Source organism: Pseudomonas sp. X10, assembly GCF_054889225.1.
In genome coordinates, this window is record NZ_CM142677.1 from 2,990,954 (window position 1) to 3,009,620 (window position 18,667).

Annotated in this window: 16 protein-coding genes and 1 pseudogene; 9 read left to right on the forward strand and 8 right to left on the reverse strand. The window is 63.0% G+C overall.

The features are described from left to right. Nucleotides 1-49: 49 nt before the first annotated feature. The 4 genes from ACYU03_RS13625 to ACYU03_RS13640 form a co-directional block, all read right to left on the reverse strand. Entirely contained in the window at nucleotides 50-2,311 is a 2,262-nt protein-coding gene (locus tag ACYU03_RS13625; RefSeq protein WP_461885093.1) for an ATP-dependent DNA helicase, read from the reverse strand. Then, nucleotides 2,308-3,960, reverse strand: a complete 1,653-nt coding sequence (locus tag ACYU03_RS13630; RefSeq protein WP_461885094.1) for a VRR-NUC domain-containing protein — start codon at nucleotides 3,958-3,960, stop codon at nucleotides 2,308-2,310. The genes ACYU03_RS13625 and ACYU03_RS13630 overlap by 4 nt, the downstream gene beginning before the upstream one ends. Nucleotides 3,961-4,071: 111 nt before the next feature. After that, nucleotides 4,072-5,535: a hypothetical protein gene (locus ACYU03_RS13635; protein WP_461885095.1), complete on the reverse strand. Its 1,464-nt coding sequence runs from the start codon at nucleotides 5,533-5,535 to the stop codon at nucleotides 4,072-4,074. A 228-nt stretch (nucleotides 5,536-5,763) separates the two neighbouring features. After that, nucleotides 5,764-6,786, reverse strand: a complete 1,023-nt coding sequence (locus tag ACYU03_RS13640; RefSeq protein ID WP_461885096.1) for a zinc-dependent alcohol dehydrogenase family protein — start codon at nucleotides 6,784-6,786, stop codon at nucleotides 5,764-5,766. 205 nt (nucleotides 6,787-6,991) lie between these two features. Here ACYU03_RS13640 and ACYU03_RS13645 point away from each other — a divergent pair, with 205 nt between their 5' ends. After that, entirely contained in the window at nucleotides 6,992-7,906 is a 915-nt protein-coding gene (locus tag ACYU03_RS13645; RefSeq protein WP_461885097.1) for a LysR family transcriptional regulator, read from the forward strand. Nucleotides 7,907-7,980: 74 nt separating this feature from the next. Here ACYU03_RS13645 and ACYU03_RS13650 read toward each other — a convergent pair whose 3' ends face one another. Then, a complete protein-coding gene (locus tag ACYU03_RS13650; protein WP_461885098.1) occupies nucleotides 7,981-8,850 on the reverse strand; it encodes a LysR substrate-binding domain-containing protein in 870 nt (289 codons plus the stop codon). Between the two features lie 110 nt (nucleotides 8,851-8,960). Here ACYU03_RS13650 and phnD point away from each other — a divergent pair, with 110 nt between their 5' ends. The 6 genes and pseudogenes from phnD to ACYU03_RS13680 all read left to right on the forward strand — a co-directional run bounded on the left by phnD (nucleotide 8,961) and on the right by ACYU03_RS13680 (nucleotide 13,178). Continuing rightward, nucleotides 8,961-9,830, forward strand: a complete 870-nt coding sequence (phnD, locus tag ACYU03_RS13655; protein WP_461885099.1) for a phosphonate ABC transporter substrate-binding protein — start codon at nucleotides 8,961-8,963, stop codon at nucleotides 9,828-9,830. Further along, nucleotides 9,827-10,621 carry a phosphonate ABC transporter ATP-binding protein gene (gene phnC / locus ACYU03_RS13660; RefSeq protein WP_461885100.1) on the forward strand — a complete coding sequence of 265 codons (795 nt, stop codon included), beginning with the start codon at nucleotides 9,827-9,829 and terminating at the stop codon, nucleotides 10,619-10,621. The genes phnD and phnC overlap by 4 nt, the downstream gene beginning before the upstream one ends. A 2-nt stretch (nucleotides 10,622-10,623) precedes the next feature. Beyond that, entirely contained in the window at nucleotides 10,624-11,442 is an 819-nt protein-coding gene (gene phnE / locus ACYU03_RS13665) for a phosphonate ABC transporter, permease protein PhnE (protein WP_461885101.1), read from the forward strand. A 66-nt stretch (nucleotides 11,443-11,508) separates the two neighbouring features. Further along, nucleotides 11,509-12,600: an iron-containing alcohol dehydrogenase PsrA gene (gene psrA / locus ACYU03_RS13670; RefSeq protein ID WP_461885102.1), complete on the forward strand. Its 1,092-nt coding sequence runs from the start codon at nucleotides 11,509-11,511 to the stop codon at nucleotides 12,598-12,600. A 238-nt stretch (nucleotides 12,601-12,838) separates the two neighbouring features. Then, nucleotides 12,839-12,886, forward strand: a pseudogene (locus tag ACYU03_RS13675) (hypothetical protein); the annotation flags it as partial. 163 nt (nucleotides 12,887-13,049) lie between these two features. After that, nucleotides 13,050-13,178: a helix-turn-helix domain-containing protein gene (locus ACYU03_RS13680; protein ID WP_461885103.1), complete on the forward strand. Its 129-nt coding sequence runs from the start codon at nucleotides 13,050-13,052 to the stop codon at nucleotides 13,176-13,178. A gap of 30 nt (nucleotides 13,179-13,208) precedes the next feature. Here ACYU03_RS13680 and ACYU03_RS13685 read toward each other — a convergent pair whose 3' ends face one another. The 3 genes from ACYU03_RS13685 to ACYU03_RS13695 all read right to left on the reverse strand — a co-directional run bounded on the left by ACYU03_RS13685 (nucleotide 13,209) and on the right by ACYU03_RS13695 (nucleotide 15,926). Continuing rightward, complete coding sequence (locus ACYU03_RS13685) at nucleotides 13,209-14,441, reverse strand: NADH:flavin oxidoreductase/NADH oxidase family protein (protein WP_461885104.1); 1,233 nt, start codon at nucleotides 14,439-14,441, stop codon at nucleotides 13,209-13,211. An 81-nt stretch (nucleotides 14,442-14,522) separates the two neighbouring features. Then, nucleotides 14,523-15,206, reverse strand: a complete 684-nt coding sequence (locus tag ACYU03_RS13690; protein ID WP_461885105.1) for a type 1 glutamine amidotransferase domain-containing protein — start codon at nucleotides 15,204-15,206, stop codon at nucleotides 14,523-14,525. Between the two features lie 93 nt (nucleotides 15,207-15,299). Then, nucleotides 15,300-15,926 (reverse strand): TetR/AcrR family transcriptional regulator, encoded by a 627-nt coding sequence (locus tag ACYU03_RS13695; RefSeq protein ID WP_461885107.1) that lies wholly within the window; start codon nucleotides 15,924-15,926, stop codon nucleotides 15,300-15,302. Between the two features lie 103 nt (nucleotides 15,927-16,029). Here ACYU03_RS13695 and ACYU03_RS13700 point away from each other — a divergent pair, with 103 nt between their 5' ends. Continuing rightward, nucleotides 16,030-17,466, forward strand: a complete 1,437-nt coding sequence (locus ACYU03_RS13700) for a coniferyl aldehyde dehydrogenase (RefSeq protein WP_461885108.1) — start codon at nucleotides 16,030-16,032, stop codon at nucleotides 17,464-17,466. 156 nt (nucleotides 17,467-17,622) lie between these two features. Then, the gene (locus ACYU03_RS13705) at nucleotides 17,623-18,630 is read left to right on the forward strand and encodes an acetoacetate decarboxylase (ADC) (RefSeq protein ID WP_461885110.1); all 1,008 of its coding nucleotides are present in this window, start codon (nucleotides 17,623-17,625) and stop codon (nucleotides 18,628-18,630) included. Nucleotides 18,631-18,667 lie beyond the last annotated feature (37 nt).

Consider the following 18,667-nt stretch of genomic DNA (forward strand, 5'->3'; position numbering starts at 1 on the left):
ACTGAGAGTTGCAGCGGTGTGCGATGCACCGGAACTTGGCCGCATGGGTTTATTGGTCGTCGAGCCGCCACCAGGCGGGAAACATCTGCTGCACCCTGGGCTCGGCGAAGCGCTCGTCGATCAGCAGGAGCACGCCTTGGTCCTCGTCGCCCCGGATGACCCGGCCTGCGGCCTGGATCACCTTGCGGATGCCCGGGTACAGGTAGGTGTAGTCGAAACCAGCGCCGAACAGCCGCCCCATACGCAACTTGAGCTGCTCGTTGACCGGGTTGACCTGAGGCAGCCCGAGCGTGGCGACAAAGGCCCCGATCAGGCACGTTCCGGGCAGGTCTACCCCTTCGGCGAAAGCGCCACCGAGCACGGCGAAGCCCACGCCCTGCCCGCCCGCCACGAAACGCGCAAGAAAAGCTTCACGCTGTCCCTCATCCATACCCGGCGCCTGGGACCAGTGCGGGATCGCCGGGTTGCGCTCAGCCAAGAGGGTGGCGACCTGGTCCAGGTACTCGAAGCTGCTGAAGAACGCCAGGTAGTTGCCCGGCGCAGCCTGGTACTGCTCGGCGATCAGCTCGACGATCGGCGTCAGCGAGGCCTGCCGCTGGTGGTAGCGGGTCGACACCTGGCTGGCAATGCGCACTTGCAACTGTTCGGCGCGAAACGGTGCGGCCACGTCCAGCCAGGCAGTGTCCTCTGGCATCCCCAACAGGTCGGTGTAGAAATGCCGGGGGCTGAGGGTGGCGGAAAACAGCGTAACGCTGCGCGCCGCACGCATCCGCGGCCCTAATTGCCTGGCCGGTACCACATTGCGTAGGCAAAGCGTTGCCAAGCGGCGTTTGCGTGGCCCGGTGCGCAGGCTGATGTCAAAAATGAAGTGCTCATCGAACAGTTCGCTGACACGGCTGAACTGCAAAGCCTGGTAGAAGAACTGCAGTACCTGCGGCTCCACCTCGGCCGGCGCCTGGTTGAGGCGTTCCTGAATCAGACCGACGCACTGCTGCAAGGCCTTGAGGAAGGCCAGCGGCAATTGCTCGCTGGCCTGGTAAGGCGCCAGTTGTGCCTTGTACAGGGCATTCCACTGGCGATTGAGACGGTCCAGGGCGCTGCCCAGCCCTGCCGGCTTGCTCTGGCGCAAAGCCTGCAACTGCCCTTGGTCGAGGCTGGCGCTGTACATCTGGCGGCCGCGCTCGACCAGGTTGTGCGCCTCGTCCGCCAGCACCGCCACCCGCCACTGGTTGGCCTGGGTCAGGCCGAACAGCAGGGCATGGGCGTCGAAATAGTAGTTGTAGTCGGCCACCAGCACATCGACCCAGCGCGCCATCTCCTGCCCCAGGTAGTAAGGACAGACCTGGTGCGCCGACGCCACCTCGCGCAGGCTGGCCTGATCGAGCATCGGCTGCCGCGCCGCTGCCTCGCGGGCGGCGGGCAAACGGTCGTAGAAGCCCTTGGCCAATGGGCAGGACTCGCCATGACAGGCGCTGCCGAGGTATTCGCAGACCTTGTCGCGAGCCACCAGTTCCAGGCAGCGCAAGCCCGGTTGCGGGGCGCTGTCCATCACTTGCCGCAGGGCATTCAGGGCCAGGGCGCGGCCTGGGGTCTTGGCCGTCAGGAAGAACAGCTTGTCCAGGCGCTGCGGCACCATGGCCTTGAGCAGCGGGAACAAGGTGCCCAGGGTCTTGCCAATGCCCGTGCTGGCCTGGGCCATCAGGCAGCGGCCAGTGCTGACAGCCTTGTACAGGGTCTCGGCCAGTTGCCGCTGCCCCTGGCGAAAGCTGGCGTAGGGAAAGCCCAGGGCCTGCAGGCCGCGGTCGCGCTCGGCAAGACGCCGCTCCTGGCCCTCGGCCCAGCACAGGAACACCTGGCACTGGTGCTGGAAGAACTGCTCCAGGGCCTGGGCTGTATGGCGCTCGCTGATCAGGGTCTGGCGGTCGCTGTCGACATCCAGGTACACCAGGGCCACTTCGATCTCGGCCAACTGGCGTTGCTGACACAACAGCCAGGCATAGACCTTGGCCTGGGCCCAGTGCAGCAGCCGGTGGTTGGCCGGCTGGCGCGTCAGGTCGCCGCGGTAGGTCTTGATTTCTTCCAGGCGGTTGCGTTGCGGGTCATAACCATCGGCACGCCCGCGCACGCGCAGGCTGGCGAACTGGCCTTCGAGCACAACCTCAGCTTCATACCCCGGGTCGCGCCGCGCCACCACCCGCTGATGGCCACTGACACCCTCCTGGGCAGTGGGCGACGGGGTGAAGCGCAGGTCCAGGTCACCTTCCTTGGCGGTGAACTCGCACAGGGCGCGGACAGCAACTGTGTAGCTCATGCCGTCTCATCGCACCAACGCACATGACAGACCTCGACCGGCAAGCCATGCTCGCGACAGAAGTCGAGCCAGCGCAGTTGGTTGTCTTGCAGACGGTCTCCAGGGCCCTTTACCTCGACCATGCGGTAGCGCCCCTCCTGGGGCCAGAACTGGATCAGGTCGGGCATGCCGGCACGGTTGCCCTGCACATCCTGCAGCAGGCGCAGGAAACACTGCTTGAGGTGCTGCGGCGGCAGGCAGGCCAAAGCGTGCTCGAGCAATTGCGGGGTGAGCACCTGCCAGGCCACGAAGGGGGATTGCAGGCCCTGCTTGGCCGTGAAGCACTGACGAATGCTGCTGCGGTAGCGACCGTCGTCCAACTGCGCCAGGCAGGCGTCGAACAACTCACGCCGCCGTGCCTGGAAGCCAGGGTCATGCAAATCCAGCGGCGCGGCCTGGAACGGGTGGAAGAAGGCGCCCGGCACCGGGGCGAAGAGTGCATCCCAACAGAGCAGACCGAACAGGCTGTTGAGCAAGGTGTTCTCCACATAGTGCACCTGGCCACCCTCCTGCTCCAGATAGACCCGCACCGCTTCTTCCACCCCCAGCGTGGCCATCTCGACGGGCAGTTGCAGCTCGATCAGGCTGACCGCCGAGGCACTGCGTCGAGGCTGCGCCGGCCCGCCCAGCTTGCGCCGCAGACGCGGCAGCATGCGCTCCAAGGCCTGTACCTCCAGGGCATTGGCCGGGGCCGCCGCCAACTGCGAGGCCAGCTCCAGCGCCTTCGGCCACTGCTCGCTGCGTTCGAGCACGCGAACCTGGCGGATCCGCGCCTGGGGATGGGCGCAGTCGGCGTAGACCCGCAGCGCCAGGTCCCAGTCGCCCAGCCGCTCGCACTGCTGCCCGATGTGGAACAACAGGCGCGAGCGCCGCCGAGCCAGCCACGGATTGTCGCTGTGCAGGCCTTCCAGGGCCATCAGTACCTGATCAGGTGGATCGCCCTGCTCCAGCCGTTCGGCGCAAGCGTGCAAGGCCATCGCCAGCTCCAGATCGGCCCGTTGGCGCAAGGCCCGCGAGTCATCGCTGAAAGCAACCTGCTCGTAGCGCAGCAGACCGAGGTCGGCGAGCACGAATTCGGACCAGTCCTGGTACAGGTTGCCGAAGAACAGCAAGCGCAAGCGGTCGCACAGGGGCTGCAGGCGCCATTCGACGATCAGGTCGGGGCACGCCGGATACCACTGCGCGAACGACCGGGCTGGCAGGCCCTGTAGCTGCAGTTGGGCCAGCAGCTCGGCCTTGCCCGCGCGCGGTCGGGCCAACTGGTCAGCGAAACACAGGGCCAGCTCGTCCTTGCGCAGCAGGGCGAACAGTTGCTCGAGGCTCAGTTCGGCATCGACAGCAACCCAGCCAAGGGCCAGCAGTGGTTGCAATGCCTCATGGGTGCTGCCGATTTCCGTATAGTCCAACTTGCTGGCGCGAAACAGCTGGCCCTTGCGCATGACCATGCGCACCAGCAGCGCCCGCGATGCGAGCGGCAACGGGCCGAACGCCTGGATGAAGGAGCGCTCGTCGCTGCTCAGCAGGTCGGCATAACGTAGCTCGACCCACTCGAGCACCTGTTGGAAGTTATGCAGGTAGTAGAAGGGATCTTCGACGGAATGGGCAATCACGGGTCCAGGTCAGGTCAGCAGTCGGACACTGGTTATACATACAGACTCGTTACACTGGCAAGTGCCGCGGATCGACGGTCGCTTGCCAGCGCCGAACGGCCATCGCCGCCTTCAGCACGGCACCATGGGTTCGGCCTCAAACTTGGTCGCGAAGGTGGCCTGCCGTGCATAGCGCAAGTCGATATCCCGCCGAGCCAGGACCGCCAGCAGCGAATCACCGGTCTTTCGCCAGGGCCGCCGCCGGTAGAGCATCTGCAACCGGGGCAAAGGCAAGCCGCTGACCTTCACCAGCCATTGCTCTACCGATTCTGGGCAGGCCCTGCCTTGCAACGCCTTGTGCAGGTAGGGCAAGGCCACCCGCATCGCCGGATGGCAACGCCGCAGGAACAGCTCCAACTGCTCTCCTCGTCCGATGAAGGGCGAGAACAAAAGACAACCCAGATGCGTGTCATTCACACCAAACGCCTGGTACAGCTGAGCTTCGGCATCGGCCCGCAACGCCTCGGCAGCTTGCCTGGCCCCAAGTTGCTGGGCAGGGCCTGCGAACGCCCCGAGCCCCTGGTGATAGCCACGCTGCAAGACGAACTGGGCATGCAGGCCATGTAGGTGAGCCGGTAATAACGAATCGAGCGGCGGCGACAACGCTGGCGCACAGGGCCAAGGAGCGGTATCACCGAGCATCTTGTCGAGCCTCCCCTGCCCCGTCATGTCCTGCAGCAGATCATCGATGGCAATGACCCGCAAAGGCCGTTCGACCGGTTTACAGTGCCTGGCGCAGCCCTCGTCAGGTTCTATCCCCCTTAGGTGATGGATGAGCTGCTGATGGACCTTGCCCAAGCCATCGATCAAGGAGCGCGCGCATTGCTGCAAGGGCCAGCCCGCTGGCTGTCCCGCCACGCGCAAGCAACGCCGGGCCCAGGCGAGAAAGCGTTGCCGTTGCAGGGGTGACATGACCGTGATGAGCGCATCCACGCCGTTGTGCCACTGGAGGACCTTGCCATAAGCGTCGGCCAGCGCCAGGTGCCGCCGGCTGCCCAGGAGGTCGATGGGCCGGCCACGGGCCAGGTGCCCCAAAAGCAGCAGCGCCTCGCGCTCCTGCGCCTGCAGGCTGTCCGGTAGCGGCCGCCTGGCGTCGAAGGGCAACACCTGGCCATCCTCAATCATGAGCAGTTCTACCCGAGGGTCATCATGCAGGAACAAGGCGCCGTAACGGCGTTCGCAATGGGTCAGCAGCGACTGGCCGGCTTCGGCCTGCCGGGCCACGGCAACCCGCAGCGCAAAGGTCCCCTGGGCACGTGAAGCAATGCTCAACTGTGCCGCACGCAGACAGGCCAGGCCATGGGCGCTGCGTCGATCGCCGCCGTCCAGCACCAGCAACCTGAAATTATCGATGTACTCCAGACCTCCAGCGGCAACCACCAAGCGCTGAATCAGCAATTGCAGCGAGGCGCGTTGCGCCTGTGACATATGCTCGAGCAAGCGCTGCAACACCTGCTGATAGATAAACTGCATGGCTTGGTCATGCATGTTGCTCATGGTGTCATCCCTCTCTTCATGGCTGATTTCCTTCAGCATCCCCAACTTTTCCCTGCCCAGTTCGCCACTGCGGCTCGCTGAGCAATCTCTCAGCACTGCCGCTATTCCCGGTAGCTGAAAGGATTTTTCCCACTCGCTGACCATAGTGGATGTATTGGGGAAAAACCGCGCCGAACGCGTAAGAAAATTCTCAAGAAGCCGCCTGAAATAGCTGAAAAAAAGCCCGAGACAATGCTCGGGCTTCTTCAGACGAGGGAGGCAATAAAGTCAGTGGTTTCCCATGTCCAGCACGACCCGGCCGCCACAGGGGCACTCGTCCATGTAGCGATGGGCCTCGACCACTTGCTCGAACGGATAGACCTTGATGATCTGTGGCGTCAGCAGCTTGTCAGCGGTGAACTGGTTGATATCGCGCAGGGCGCGCTGCAGCGCGACCTGGTCCTGGCAGATGCCCAGCTCGGGCTTGCCGGTGAAGTTGCCGATGCAGTGGACGAAGAACTGGATGTTCTTCTGGAACGCTGCACAGGCTGGGAAAGGTGTCTGGTTGCCGCCCTGCAAGCCGTACAGCACCAGGCTACCCCGTGGCGCCAGCACATCGCCCAGCAGCGACATCTGCGGGCCACCCAAGCCATCGAGGACCATGTCCACTCCACGCCCTTCGGTGTACTTGCCGATTTGCAGGAGCAGGTCCTGCTCTTCAGTGACGATCACCTTGTCGGCACCCAGCCCCAGCAGGTACTCGCGCTGCTCAGGCTCCTTGGTGGCGGCAAACACCTTGAGCCCCAAGGCCTTGCCCAATTGCACGAAGGCCGGCCCGGCGCAATGGCTGGCATCGGTCACCAGGGCGGTCTGCCCGGCCTTGGCCCGGGCCAGATCGACGAAGGCGAAGTAGGCGATCAGCAATGGCGTGTAGTGCACGCTCGCCTCTATCGGCGTGAGGATGTCGGGGTAACGGGTCAGGGCTGTGCGCGGCAGAACGATCACATCGCCGTAGACCGGATGGTCGTTGGCACTGGTGGCCGGGAAGCTGGCCACCCGGTCGCCGACCGCAAGATCCTCGACGCCTTCGCCCAGCGCCGTGACCACACCGGCCATCTCGTGGCCGATACCGGCTGGCAGCCGCGCCTGGGACGGCGCCAGGTTCTGCCGCCAGAGTACGTCATACCAGCTCACGCCGATCGCATCGACGCGGATCTGCACTTCGCCCGCAGCGGGTGACGGCTCGGCCTGCTCTTCGCACTTGAGCACATCGGCCGCGCCGAACTTGTGGAAACGGATCATGCGGGACATCGCAAACCTCGCCTTGTGAACCTCTAATACCATGGACTCTATCCGGGCTTTGCGCGTTCGGCCATCAGTGGCTATTAATAGTCGACATGCCTGTCATTGATTGGGCTCCTGGAATTTATCGGCATTGGCACCTGGAAATCGGTGCAGGTTACCAGTCTTTGGCCTTAAGATTCACCCCTGCCCCACTTCATTGCGAAGAGCACCGATGAACCGTAACGACCTGCGTCGCGTCGACCTGAACCTGCTGATCGTCTTCGAGACATTGATGCATGAGCGTAGCGTGACCCGCGCGGCCGAGAAACTCTTTCTCGGCCAGCCGGCCATCAGCGCCGCGCTTTCACGCCTGCGCAACCTGTTCGACGACCCCCTGTTCGTACGCACCGGGCGTAGCATGGAGCCTTCAGCCCGGGCCCATGAGATCTTCGCCCTGCTCTCCCCGGCGCTGGACTCGATCTCGACCGCGGTCAGCCGTGCTGCCGAGTTCGACCCGGCCACCAGCACCTCGGTGTTCCGCATTGGCTTGTCCGACGATGCCGAGTTCGCCTTGCTCCCACAGTTGCTCAAGCGCATCCGTGCCGAAGCCCCTGGCATCGTCCTGGTGGTGCGTCGGGTCAACTACCTGCTGATGCCAGCACTGCTGGCCTCGGGCGAAATCTCCGTGGGCGTGAGCTACACCAGCGACCTGCCAGCCAACGCCAAACGCAAAGTGCTGCGCCGCAGCAAGCCCAAACTGCTGCGTGCCGACAGCATGCCCGGCAGCATCAGCCTGGAAGACTTCTGCGCCCGCCCCCATGCCCTGGTGTCGTTTGCCGGCGACCTCTCTGGCTTCATCGACGAGGCCCTGGAGGAAATCGGCTGCAAGCGTCACGTAGTCCTCGCCGTCCCCCAGTTCAACGGCCTGGGCAGCCTGCTGGCCGGCACCGACATCGTCGCCACCGTCCCTGACTACACCGCCGAAGCCCTCACCGCCGCCGGCGGCCTGCGCGCCGAAGACCTGCCCATCGAAGTGCGCAGCTTCGAACTACACATGGCCTGGCGCGGCGCCCAGGACAACGACCCGGCTGAGCGTTGGTTGCGGTCAAGGATTCAGATGTTTTTTGGCGACCCGGATAGTCTGTGACGGAATTCCACAGAGCTCCGTAAAGCCGTGCGAAGGGGACGCGAGTACCCTGCATCCAGCCCGCAGAGCAAGCCTTACGTGCTAGCTGAGCACGCGAGACAGCGCAGGAAGGAGGCGATCACCTGGCTGCTGCGCCGCTCGGCCAGGTAGTAGAGATAGGTTTCGGTGAACACCTGGTCATCGGCAATGCGGATCGCCTTGAGCCGCGGGTCGGGGATGTATTCGGCCTCGGACACCGCGCCGATGCCAATGCCGCGAATCACCGCCTCGCGCAGCGCCTCACGGCTGCCGATCTCCATGGTGATACGCGGCGTCACGTCGGCTTCCTCCAGCGCCCGCTCAAGCGCCAGGCGGGTGGTGGAGCCCTGTTCGCGACGCAGCAACGGTTGCCCCTGCAAGGCGCGCAGCGGTGCCACGTCGTGACGGGCAAAGGGATGATCGGCATGCGCGAAAAGAATCACCGGATGGTGCGCGTAACGCTCGGCGACGAACGCCGGATCGTTATGCCGCCCGGCCAGCACGCCGACATCGATCACGTAGTTCTCAAGGTCGGCGAGCACCGTCGCAGAGTTGCCGATGCGGATTGATACCTCGATCTGCGGGTATTCGCGGCGATACAGGTCGACCATCTCAATCACGTGAAAAGGCCCCACCGCCCCCACTTTCAACTGGCCGCGATTGAGCTTGCCGGAATCACGCAGCAGGTTGTGCGCCTCGGATTCGAGGAGCGAGATCTGCTGGGCGATCGGCAGCAGTGCACGGCCGACAGCGGTCAGTTCGATGCGTCGGCCGCGGCGATGGAACAGCTCGACGTTGAATTCCCGCTCCAGTCCATGGATCTGGGTGGTCGCCGTCGGCTGGGTGAGGCCGATCGCCCGCGCCCCGGCGCTGACGCTGGCGTGCCGGGCGACGGCGAGGAAAGTACGCAGACGGGCGCTGGACATCCATAGCTCCAATCAATGATTTGCTGTGAAAACCCATATTGAATCGGTGCTGTGACTGTCACATGACAACCCTAGTTTGACGCTACCGACAACAACCTACCGGTATCACCATGACGCCCCTGACCCGACTGTTCCGCTGCGCTCGCCTCGCTCTGCTGTCATTGCTGCTCGCCCCTGCCGTGCAGGCCGAGCAGGCGCTCACCGTCGGTCTGATCCCTTCCGAGGACTCCCAGGCCATGATCAAGAGCAGCCAACTGGTCCTCGACCAGTTGCAGGAGCGCCTGGGCATGCCGATCAAGCCCTTCGTCGCCAGCGACTACAACGGCGTGATCGAGGCGCTACGCGCGGGCAAACTTGATGTCGCCTACCTCGGCCCGTTCTCCTACGTGCTGGCCAACCAGGTCGCCGGCGCGGAAGCCTTCGCCGTGGCGGTCACCAAGAAGACCGGCAGCAGCGCTTACCACAGCCTGATCATCGCCCGCAAAGACAGCGGCATCCGCACCCTCGACGACCTCAAGAGCCATACCTTCGCCTTCGTCGACCCTAGCTCTGCCTCCGGCCACCTGTTCCCCAAGGCCGGCCTTGAGCAGTCCGGCCACGACCCCAAGCAACTGTTCTCGCGGGTGATCTTCTCCGGCTCGCACGACGCCAGCATACTTGCCGTGGAAAATCGCAAGGTCGATGCCGCCGCAGTTGCCGATCGCATCTTCAGCGGCGCTGTGAACGCCGGTCAGGTCAAGCAGGACGACTTTCAGGTGGTCTGGACCTCCCGCGACATCCCCGAGTCACCGATGGTCTGGCGCAAGAACCTCGACCCGGCCCTGCAGCAGAAACTGCGTATCGCCTTCGCCGCGATCAAGGATGTGCCGTGGGGCGACCAGGGCATGCTCAACGGCTTCCAGCCCACCGGCGACAGCGCCTATGACGTGGTGCGCGACACCGCCAGGGTGCTCGACCTCGATCTGCGGAGCCTGAAATGATCCGCATCGAACGACTGACCAAGACCTACCACGATAACCCGGTGTTGCGCGGCATCGACCTGGACATCGAAGCCGGCGAGTTCGTGGTGATCCTCGGCCAGTCCGGCGCCGGCAAGTCGACCCTGCTGCGCTGCATGAACCGCCTGGCCCAGGCCGACAGCGGCAGCCTGCAGGTTGCCGGGCTGGACGCCATGCTGGCCGGCAACCAGCTCGAACTGCGCCGCCGGGTGGCGATGATCTTCCAGCATCACAACGTGGTGCCGCGCCTGTCGGTACTGAAGAACGTGCTGACCGGCCGGCTCGGCTACACCAGCACGCTGGCCTCGATCCTGCAGTTGTTCCGCCACGAGGACATCAGCCTGGCCCGTGAATGCCTGCGCCGAGTGGAGCTCGAACACAAGGCCGAGGTCCGCACCGACACCCTGTCCGGCGGGCAGATGCAGCGCGTCGGCATCGCCCGCGCCTTAGCCCAGCGGCCCCAGGTGATCCTCGCCGACGAACCGGTGGCCAGCCTCGATCCGAAGACTGCACAGCTGGTCATGCATTACCTGCGCGAGGCGACCCGCACCCTGGGCATCACCCTGGTGTGCAACCTGCACCAGGTGGACCTGGCCCTTGAGTTTGGCGACCGGATCATCGGCCTGGCCAACGGCAGGCTGGTATTCGACGGGCACCGCGAGCAACTCGACGATGTCGCGCTGCAGCGCATCTACCACAGCCAGCCGGCCAGCGAGCCACCGGTACCGGACGTCGGTATCCAGGCGCTGTACAGCCGCGAAACAGGAGCCTGAACATGAACCTGCAAAGCCATCGCTGGATGGTCGATACCCCGCGCACCCCGCGCGGCTGGGTAAGCACCGCCACGCTGCTGCTGGCGTTGCTGTATGGCCTGCACTGGAGCGCCGAAGGCGCGCAACTGAGCTGGCGCGAACTGGCCAGCGGCATGCCACAGATCGCTGATTTTCTCAGCCGCTCGCTGCCGCCGGACCTGAGCATCCTGCCGAGTCTCTGGCGCCCGGCCCTGGAAACCTTGCAAATCGCCCTCTGGGGTACCCTGCTAGGAATCATCCTAGCTGTGCCGCTGGGCCTGCTAGCCGCGCGTAACCTGCACGACAACCGCTGGCTCTACCAGGGCACCCGCCAGTTGCTCAACGTGATCCGCAGCATCAACGAGCTGATCCTCGCCCTGGTATTCGTCTCGGCGGTGGGCTTGGGCCCCTTTCCCGGCGTGCTGGCCCTGGCCCTGCATGGGGTAGGCATGCTCGGCAAGTTCTTCGCCGAAAGCATCGAGGAAATCGACCAGGGCCCCATCGAAGCCCTGCAGGCCACCGGCGCGCGACCGCTGCAGGTGATCGTGTTCGGCGTACTGCCGCAGGTGATAACCGCCTGGATTGCCGTGGTGCTCTATCGCTTCGAGGTCAACCTGCGCTCAGCCACAGTGCTGGGCATGGTCGGGGCCGGCGGCTTGGGCTTTGAACTGGTGAGCAGCCTGAAGCTGTTCAAGTACCAGGAAACCGCGACCTGCATCCTGGTCATCACGCTGATGGTGGTGCTTGCCGATCTGGTTTCCAACCGTCTGCGTCACGCCATCCAGGGCAACACCCGTCACTGACCCGCTGCCCCGTTTTCCTGCCTCGCGCGTATCTGGGACGCGTGACAGGCAGGCTAAGGAGTCGCCATGACTGCTCGTTTTCACAACCCGGTCGATACACGCTATGGCTATGACAGCCTGCTGGAACTGGTATCCCTTACCGATCAGCAGAAGGTAGCCTTGGTGATCTTTCCAGAGGCGCGTGGCCTGGGCTTGCTGGGGCGCATTCAGGATCTGTTGGGCGATCGCCTGGCCTACCTCATAGAAGATGTCCAGCCCAACCCTGATGTCGCTCAACTGCGCGGCACCTATGAGCGCTTCTGGCGTGAAGCAGCGGAGTGTGAAACGGTGATCGCCGTCGGTGGCGGTAGCGCCATCGACACAGCCAAGGTACTGATCGTAGGGACCGAAAGCGGCACCTTCGACGAGCTCTTGGGCTTGTTGGCAACGGGCAAGCCGTTCGTACCCGCTCGTTGCAAGGCATTGATCGCCGTACCTACCACCGCAGGCACTGGCAGCGAAGTCACACCCTGGGCGACGATCTGGGACAGTGCCAGCCAGAGAAAGTACTCCCTGCACCTGGAATGCACCTGGCCAAAGGTGGCAATCATCGATCCGCAACTAATGCTGACCGTTCCCACCGGCGTGACCGTCTCCACGGGGCTGGACGCACTGTCCCACGCGCTTGAGTCGATCTGGAACGTCAATGCCAACCCCGTCTCCGACAGTTTCGCAATTTCGGCGATTCACGACATTCTCGAATGCCTGCCGCAATTGTCCAGGGACCTGTCCAACAAAGAACTGCGGTCACGCATGGCACTAGCAGCACTTAAGGCCGGGATGGCCTTCTCCAACACCAAGACGGCCCTTGCCCACTCCATTTCCTACGAGATGACCCTGCGCCATGGCCTGCCCCATGGGATCGCCTGTTCCTTTACCTTGCCGCTGGTCCTGGGCCTGGCCTGGGGGCGCGATGAGGCGCGCGACCGTACCTTGCAGCAGGTGTTCGGCAGTGACCTAGCCACCGCCCAGACGCGGTTGCGCGCCTTCCTCCATGCACTCCAAGTGAAGACCGAGTTCGCCGACTACGGAGTCTCGGCGAAGGAAGCCGAGCAGATCATTGCGTTCGCCATGCAGGGCTCTCGGGGCAAGAACTTCATCGGCTCACAAGCCGCTTAGGGACGAAGTAACCATCCAGCCACGGCGTGCCGTGGCGATTTCCTGATGCACCAGAAAAGAGTGTCAATCGCTGGCGGGAACGAACAAAAAGGAAAACATCATGAATCGTGCCGATACCCTCGCTTGCAGACCACGCCGTTGCGAGAGCGGCCTGAAGACATCGCCCTGATCAGTCGCGGCATCAGCCAGCGCTTGGGTCCAGGGCCAGCCTCCGGGCGCCGCGGACTTGCCAGTAGCCTTGCAGCCTTACCTGACACGTTATACCTGGCCGGGCAACGTCCGCGAACTCGAGAACGTGATCGAGCGCGCCATGCTCTCGGCCCGTGAACTCATGCACGACAACGTCGTGAACGAACAGTACCTGGCTCGCGTGCTACCCGAACTGTGCGAAGAGCGATCCCTTTCGCCAGTCCAGAAAAAACCATCACGCGAAACGGACCTGCACACCATTGGCAAGGCCGCGCAGCTACGCCACACAAGAGACGCTGGAAAGCTGCCAGGGCAACCTCGACGAAGCCGCGCGTCGCCTCGGTATCAGCCAGACCACCTTGTGGCGACAGCTCCGGTCCGCACGTTAATGAACCATGATCACCACCCAGCCGAGCGTTCTACCCGGCTCGACGGGCCATTCGACGACGATACTGGCGAGTGCGGGTGGCGTTCGCCACCTGCTGCACAATCAAGGCCCACCAGGGTGAAACGCGTGGATTGGACGCCTTGTCTTCACTCAATTTACGCAGTTGGAACTTGACCACAGCCATGTTGGCCAGTGAGGCAAGCGCCTTGTTCTTCCAAGTGATCGGTGGAAGTTCAGGAGCACTGCTCTTGCCGTCTTGCCAGTCACGCGGCAAGGAAGGATCGATAGCCAGCGCAGTGCCGATCCCCACCATGTCCACGCCACTCTGTATCACCTGATCCGCGATCGGTCGCCGACGAATGCCACCGGTCACCATCACCGGCATCTTCGCTACCGCTCGAATGTCACGCGCAAACTCCAGGAAGTAGGCCTCCCTGGCCAGGGTCCGACCATCACGGGCCTCGCCCTGCATCGCCGGTGCTTCGTAGCTGCCGCCAGAAAGCTCCACCAGGTCGACATCGAGCTCGTTGAGCAAACGCACGACCTGCTTGGCGTCGTCAGCACTGAAGCCGCCACGCTGGAAGTCGGCCGAGTTGAGTTTGACCGCCACGGCAAAGCCGGGCGAAACCACTGCACGTACAGCCTTGACGATCTCGAGCAGCAAGCGGGTGCGGTTCTCCAGGGAGCCGCCCCACTGATCCGTCCGCTGGTTGGTAAGCGGCGAAAGAAACTGGCTGAGCAAGTAACCATGCGCGGCATGAATCTCCACCCCGGTAAAACCAGCCTGCTCACCCAGCAGCGCGGTATGCGCGAAGCGGCGGATGACATCATCGATGACTTCCTGGGTCATGGCCCGGGGAGTTGCGAAATGACGGGACATCGTGCCCAGCTCCAACGGTACGGCAGAGGGCGCCCAAGTCATCTGGCCGAGGTTGGCCTGCATCTGCCGGCCGGGATGATTGATCTGCAACCAGAACTGCGCGCCCTTCGATCGACCAATCCCAGCCCATTGACGGAACTTGTCGATGTGCAGGTCATTTTCCAGCACCACGCCACCCGGGCCCGTCATCGCACGGTTATCGACCATGACATTACCGGTGATGATCAAGCCTGCACCACCGTCCGCCCACGCCTGATAAAGGCGCATCAGTCGAGCAGAAGGCGCATGGTTGGTGTCGGCCATGTTTTCTTCCATGGCAGCCTTGGCAATGCGGTTTGCAACGGTCGAACCGTTAGGGAGAGTCAGGGGGGTGAACACGTTCATCGGGGGCACCTCAATGTGAGCGTGCCCAGACATTAGCTTTAAAGTTAACTTTAATGTCAATGCCCTTGTCGGCAGGTCCTCCTAAAGCAGCGCCGCTACCTGCTCGGCAGTCGCTTTGGCCGATTGTGGATTCTGCCCTGTCACCAGCCGGCCATCGACGACGACCTTGGAGGTGAACGGCAACAAGGCTTTTTCGTAGTGCGCTCCACGGCGCTTCATTTCTTGCTCGGCGTTGTATGGAACCTTGCTGGCAACGCCCGCCAGCACCTCTTCGACCCAGGCATAGCCAGTGAGGCGGCGCCCCTCAACCAACAGGCGACCGTCGGACAGCCGTGTGTTGAGCAGGCCGCAATACCCATGGCACACCGATGAGACGATTCCACCTTGCTCGTAGATCTCTCGGGTCAGGCGCTGCAACCCCATGTCTTCGGGGAAGTCCCACATCACCGCGTGGCCACCGGTAAAGTAAATGGCATCGAAATCGGATGACAATAACTCCTCCGGCCGCGAGGTACTGGCAAGACGCGCCATGGCCGCCGGGTCATTCAACCAAGCCTTGGCCGTGCTATCGAGCAGCGGCCACTTGAGCGAGCGAGGCTCGAGGGGCGACGCTCCACCTCGTGGACTCACCAAGTGCTGTGCGTAGCCCCTGCCAGCGAACACATGCCATGCATGGGTCAACTCACCCAGCCACAACCCCGTGGGCTGGTCTGGGTCGCTGTAATGGGCGACGTTGGTAACGACGTGCAAGATGCGTTTAGTCATGCTCAGGTACCTGATCGCATGTGAATGGCCAAGCATCGCCCTGCGTCGGGGCGACACGGTCTTTTAACGTTAGCCCTGAAGCCAGGCGGCAGGTCATTGATCTGCCCGGTCACGTACCAGGCCATCGAGCAAGGTCGTCAACGCATCCTCGATGGCGTGATCGCCGACCTTTTCCGGCACCAGCCGACTATCGATCGAAAGCATGGTCAACCCATGCAGGTGTGCCCAACTGGCGGTGGCCTGCCCCAAGGCGGAACGGGTGCGGATCGTCCCTTCCCGCTGCCCCTGCTCCAGCACCTCGATCACCAGGTGGAAAGGCGCCTGGGCTCGGGGGTCGACATGGAGCTGCGATGGCTCTCCTGCTTGCGTCGAGAACATCAACCGATACAGGTCTGGGTTGTCCGCGCCGAACTCCAGGTAGGCATAGGCCATTGCCTGCAAGCGTTCGGGAGCTGGCATTGCGGGCTGCAGCGAGGCTCGCATCGCCTCGCACAATCGCTCGAAGCCGAGTAAAGCCAGCTCGTAGAGCAGCGCCGCCTTGTCCGGGAAATGCCGATACGGCGCCGAGTGGCTCACTTGGGCGCGGCGGGCTATCTCACGCAAAGTGAATTGCCAACCTTGCTGCTCCTTCAGGGTCGCCAAGGCGGTATCGATGATGGTGCGACGCAAATCGCCATGGTGATAAGGCTTGGCCTGGCAAGAGTCAGGGTCGAGTGACATACGGCAGCGCCTCCAAATGTTGACAGTGAATACATTGTCTTCCTATGATCCGCCCGAATCAAGTTGACACTGTCTACATTGCAATGATCTTGAGAGGTGCAAGATGACTATCGCCGCAGAAGCCCCATCAGTTATCGACGCAGCAACAACGCTTGAGCAACAGCGACGAGCGTTTCTCAATGACGGGCCACCCAACCTCGAGCGACGCAAGGCCAACCTGGTCAAGTTGCGCGCGCTAGTTCTCGCTCACCGGCGTGAAGTGGAGGATGCGATCAGCGCCGATTTCGGTAATCGCTCGCGCCACGAGACAGACATCATGGAGCTGCTTGGCGTGGTGCAGGCCATCGACTACCTATTACGGCACCTGCGCCGCTTCATGAAACCCGAGCGTCGTCACGTCGCGGCATTCCATCGCGCCGGCAGTGCCTATGTGGAGTACCAGCCTAAGGGCGTGATTGGCGTCATGGCGCCTTGGAACTACCCGTTTTCCCTGACTTTCATCCCCCTGGCCACCGCGCTCGCGGCGGGCAACCGGGTAATGATCAAGCCTTCCGAGCTGACGCCACGCACCAGCGATCTAATCCAGCGCATGCTGGCGAGCGTTTTTTCCGTCGATGAGGTTGCGGTGGTGCTCGGTGGCCCTGAGACAGGCGCCTGCTTCAGCGCCCTGCCCTTCGACCACCTGCTGTTCACCGGCAGCACCCAGGTGGGCCGAATGGTGATGCGCGCCGCCAGTGACAACCTGGTGCCACTGACCCTTGAATTGGGCGGCAAGAGCCCCGTGGTGGTGGCGCCAGGCCATGCCGGGCGCGGCACACTGGAGAGCATCGTCTTCGGCAAGCTGTCCAATGCCGGCCAGACTTGTGTCGCGCCGGACTATGCCTTGGTCCATGAGGACGACCTGGACGAGTTCATCAACCAATACCGCGCCGCTGTTGCCCGTAGCTATCCGCAGGGCCCGACCAGCCCGGACTACACCTCGATCATCAACGACAGGCACTACATACGGTTGCATACACTCATCGAAGACGCCCGCGCCAAGGGCGCCAATGTGATCGAAGCAGGCGTGGTCCCCGAACGAGCGGCAGAGCGGCCGCGGACACTGGCCCCGATGTTGATCGTGGGAGCTGGGGATGAGGCACTGGTCATGCGCGAAGAAATCTTCGGCCCTCTGCTACCGATTCGTACCTACCGCTCCCTCGGTGAGGTAATCGACTACATCAACGCCAGGCCGCGCCCACTCGCGCTCTACTATTTCGGCAATGTGGATGCCGACAGCGAAGCAATACTCAGGCACACCACCTCCGGCAATGTCGGCATCAACAGCACCCTGCTGCACGTTGCCGTGGACGATCTGCCGTTCGGCGGCGTAGGGGCCAGCGGCATGGGTGCCTATCACGGCATCGAGGGCTTGCGCTCCATGAGCCATGCCAAGGGTGTGTTCGTCCAGGGCCGCTGGAGCCTACCCAGCTTGCTCAGGGCACCTTTCGGCAAGCTGGCCGAGTTCGTCATCGCCTTCACGCTGCGGGCGCGGTCGTAATGTCGCCTTCAATGGCTGAAAAACCGGAACCCGGAGCCTTGACATTAAAGTTAAGTTGAAAGTTAAGGTGAGCGTGAAAGCCCCAAGCATGGTGCCAAGCAAAATGCCCTGGCCGTATTCATCAAGCGTGATGCAACTCTCTGGAGAAACTGAAAAGTGAAACTCGGAACCGTCGCCGCCATGGCAGGTGTACTCCTGACGCCCACCGCCAACTCCGCTATAGCGGATACCAGCGGCATCCCTAAGCATGCCGAGACCACGGTGATCGATATTGCAGGCCACCAGGTACCAATCCTCAAAGGAGGGTTGTACGACCGTTATCGCTCCAACCCTCCCTTGTCTGTGATCCAGGCCGAAGCGCCGGAAATGGACTTGAGCTGGTTCAAAGGCCTGGAAAAGACCAAGGTCGACATGGGGTTCGAGTCGTACTCACCGAACTTCTACTACAAGAACAGCCGGGTAACCGCGGTCTACACGGCGGACCTCGATCGCCTGCGCGAGTTGATACCCGCCGAAGTGCTCGAACAGGTCCAGCCCCTCCAAGTGTGGCCGGGACGCGGCCTGGTGGCTTTCACTGCTTACACCTACGACTATTGCGACAACGACAGCTACAACGAAATCGCCCTGTCGATCATCACCAACAAGCCAGGCAAGTCCAATCTCGGGCCCTTCACTCTGATCGGGCAGTCGATGTCCAAGGACTTCTGGGGTTACGTACTCAAGCTGCCCGTGAACACCGAACTTGCCCGTGTTCGAGGCGTGGTGGGCTACAACCTGCCGAAGTGGCTGACGGACATCAACCGCCGCGAAGAAACCGCGACAGTGTCGTACGACATCGTCGATGCCCAGACGGGCAAGGTCGATGTGACCTTCAAGGCGAAGAAACTAGACGACCTGTCCAGCGACGCCAGCCTGGTGACAAACAGCTTCACCAATCTCGACCACAATGGCCAACTGAGCTACGGCTATGCGACCTCCCGGCAAACCAGCCACGGGTCAAGCACGAACGCGGACTCGGCAGAGCTCGTGCTCGGCGAGGGCAGCCTGTCGAGCTACATTCGCTCGTTGAAGCTGGGCAAGATGGTGAAATACGAATACGTGCCAGAGTTCCAGAGCGCGCTCTATGCGCCCAAGCCGCTGGCGGCCCTGAACGCCGGCGATTGACGAGACACAGGCGTCGCCTCCCAGGGGCGGCGCCTGC

Excerpts from the sequence above, each read along its gene's own strand:
- phnD (WP_461885099.1), top strand. The coding sequence starts at position 8,961 with ATGACGCCCCTGACCCGACTGTTCCGCTGCGCTCGCCTCGCTCTGCTG.
- ACYU03_RS13695 (WP_461885107.1), bottom strand. The coding sequence starts at position 15,926 with ATGTCACTCGACCCTGACTCTTGCCAGGCCAAGCCTTATCACCATGGC.
- ACYU03_RS13700 (WP_461885108.1), top strand. The coding sequence starts at position 16,030 with ATGACTATCGCCGCAGAAGCCCCATCAGTTATCGACGCAGCAACAACG.
- phnC (WP_461885100.1), top strand. The coding sequence starts at position 9,827 with ATGATCCGCATCGAACGACTGACCAAGACCTACCACGATAACCCGGTG.
- ACYU03_RS13640 (WP_461885096.1), bottom strand. The coding sequence starts at position 6,786 with ATGTCCCGCATGATCCGTTTCCACAAGTTCGGCGCGGCCGATGTGCTC.
- psrA (WP_461885102.1), top strand. The coding sequence starts at position 11,509 with ATGACTGCTCGTTTTCACAACCCGGTCGATACACGCTATGGCTATGAC.
- ACYU03_RS13635 (WP_461885095.1), bottom strand. The coding sequence starts at position 5,535 with ATGCTGAAGGAAATCAGCCATGAAGAGAGGGATGACACCATGAGCAAC.
- ACYU03_RS13650 (WP_461885098.1), bottom strand. The coding sequence starts at position 8,850 with ATGTCCAGCGCCCGTCTGCGTACTTTCCTCGCCGTCGCCCGGCACGCC.
- phnE (WP_461885101.1), top strand. The coding sequence starts at position 10,624 with ATGAACCTGCAAAGCCATCGCTGGATGGTCGATACCCCGCGCACCCCG.
- ACYU03_RS13645 (WP_461885097.1), top strand. The coding sequence starts at position 6,992 with ATGAACCGTAACGACCTGCGTCGCGTCGACCTGAACCTGCTGATCGTC.
- ACYU03_RS13625 (WP_461885093.1), bottom strand. The coding sequence starts at position 2,311 with ATGAGCTACACAGTTGCTGTCCGCGCCCTGTGCGAGTTCACCGCCAAG.
- ACYU03_RS13690 (WP_461885105.1), bottom strand. The coding sequence starts at position 15,206 with ATGACTAAACGCATCTTGCACGTCGTTACCAACGTCGCCCATTACAGC.
- ACYU03_RS13685 (WP_461885104.1), bottom strand. The coding sequence starts at position 14,441 with ATGAACGTGTTCACCCCCCTGACTCTCCCTAACGGTTCGACCGTTGCA.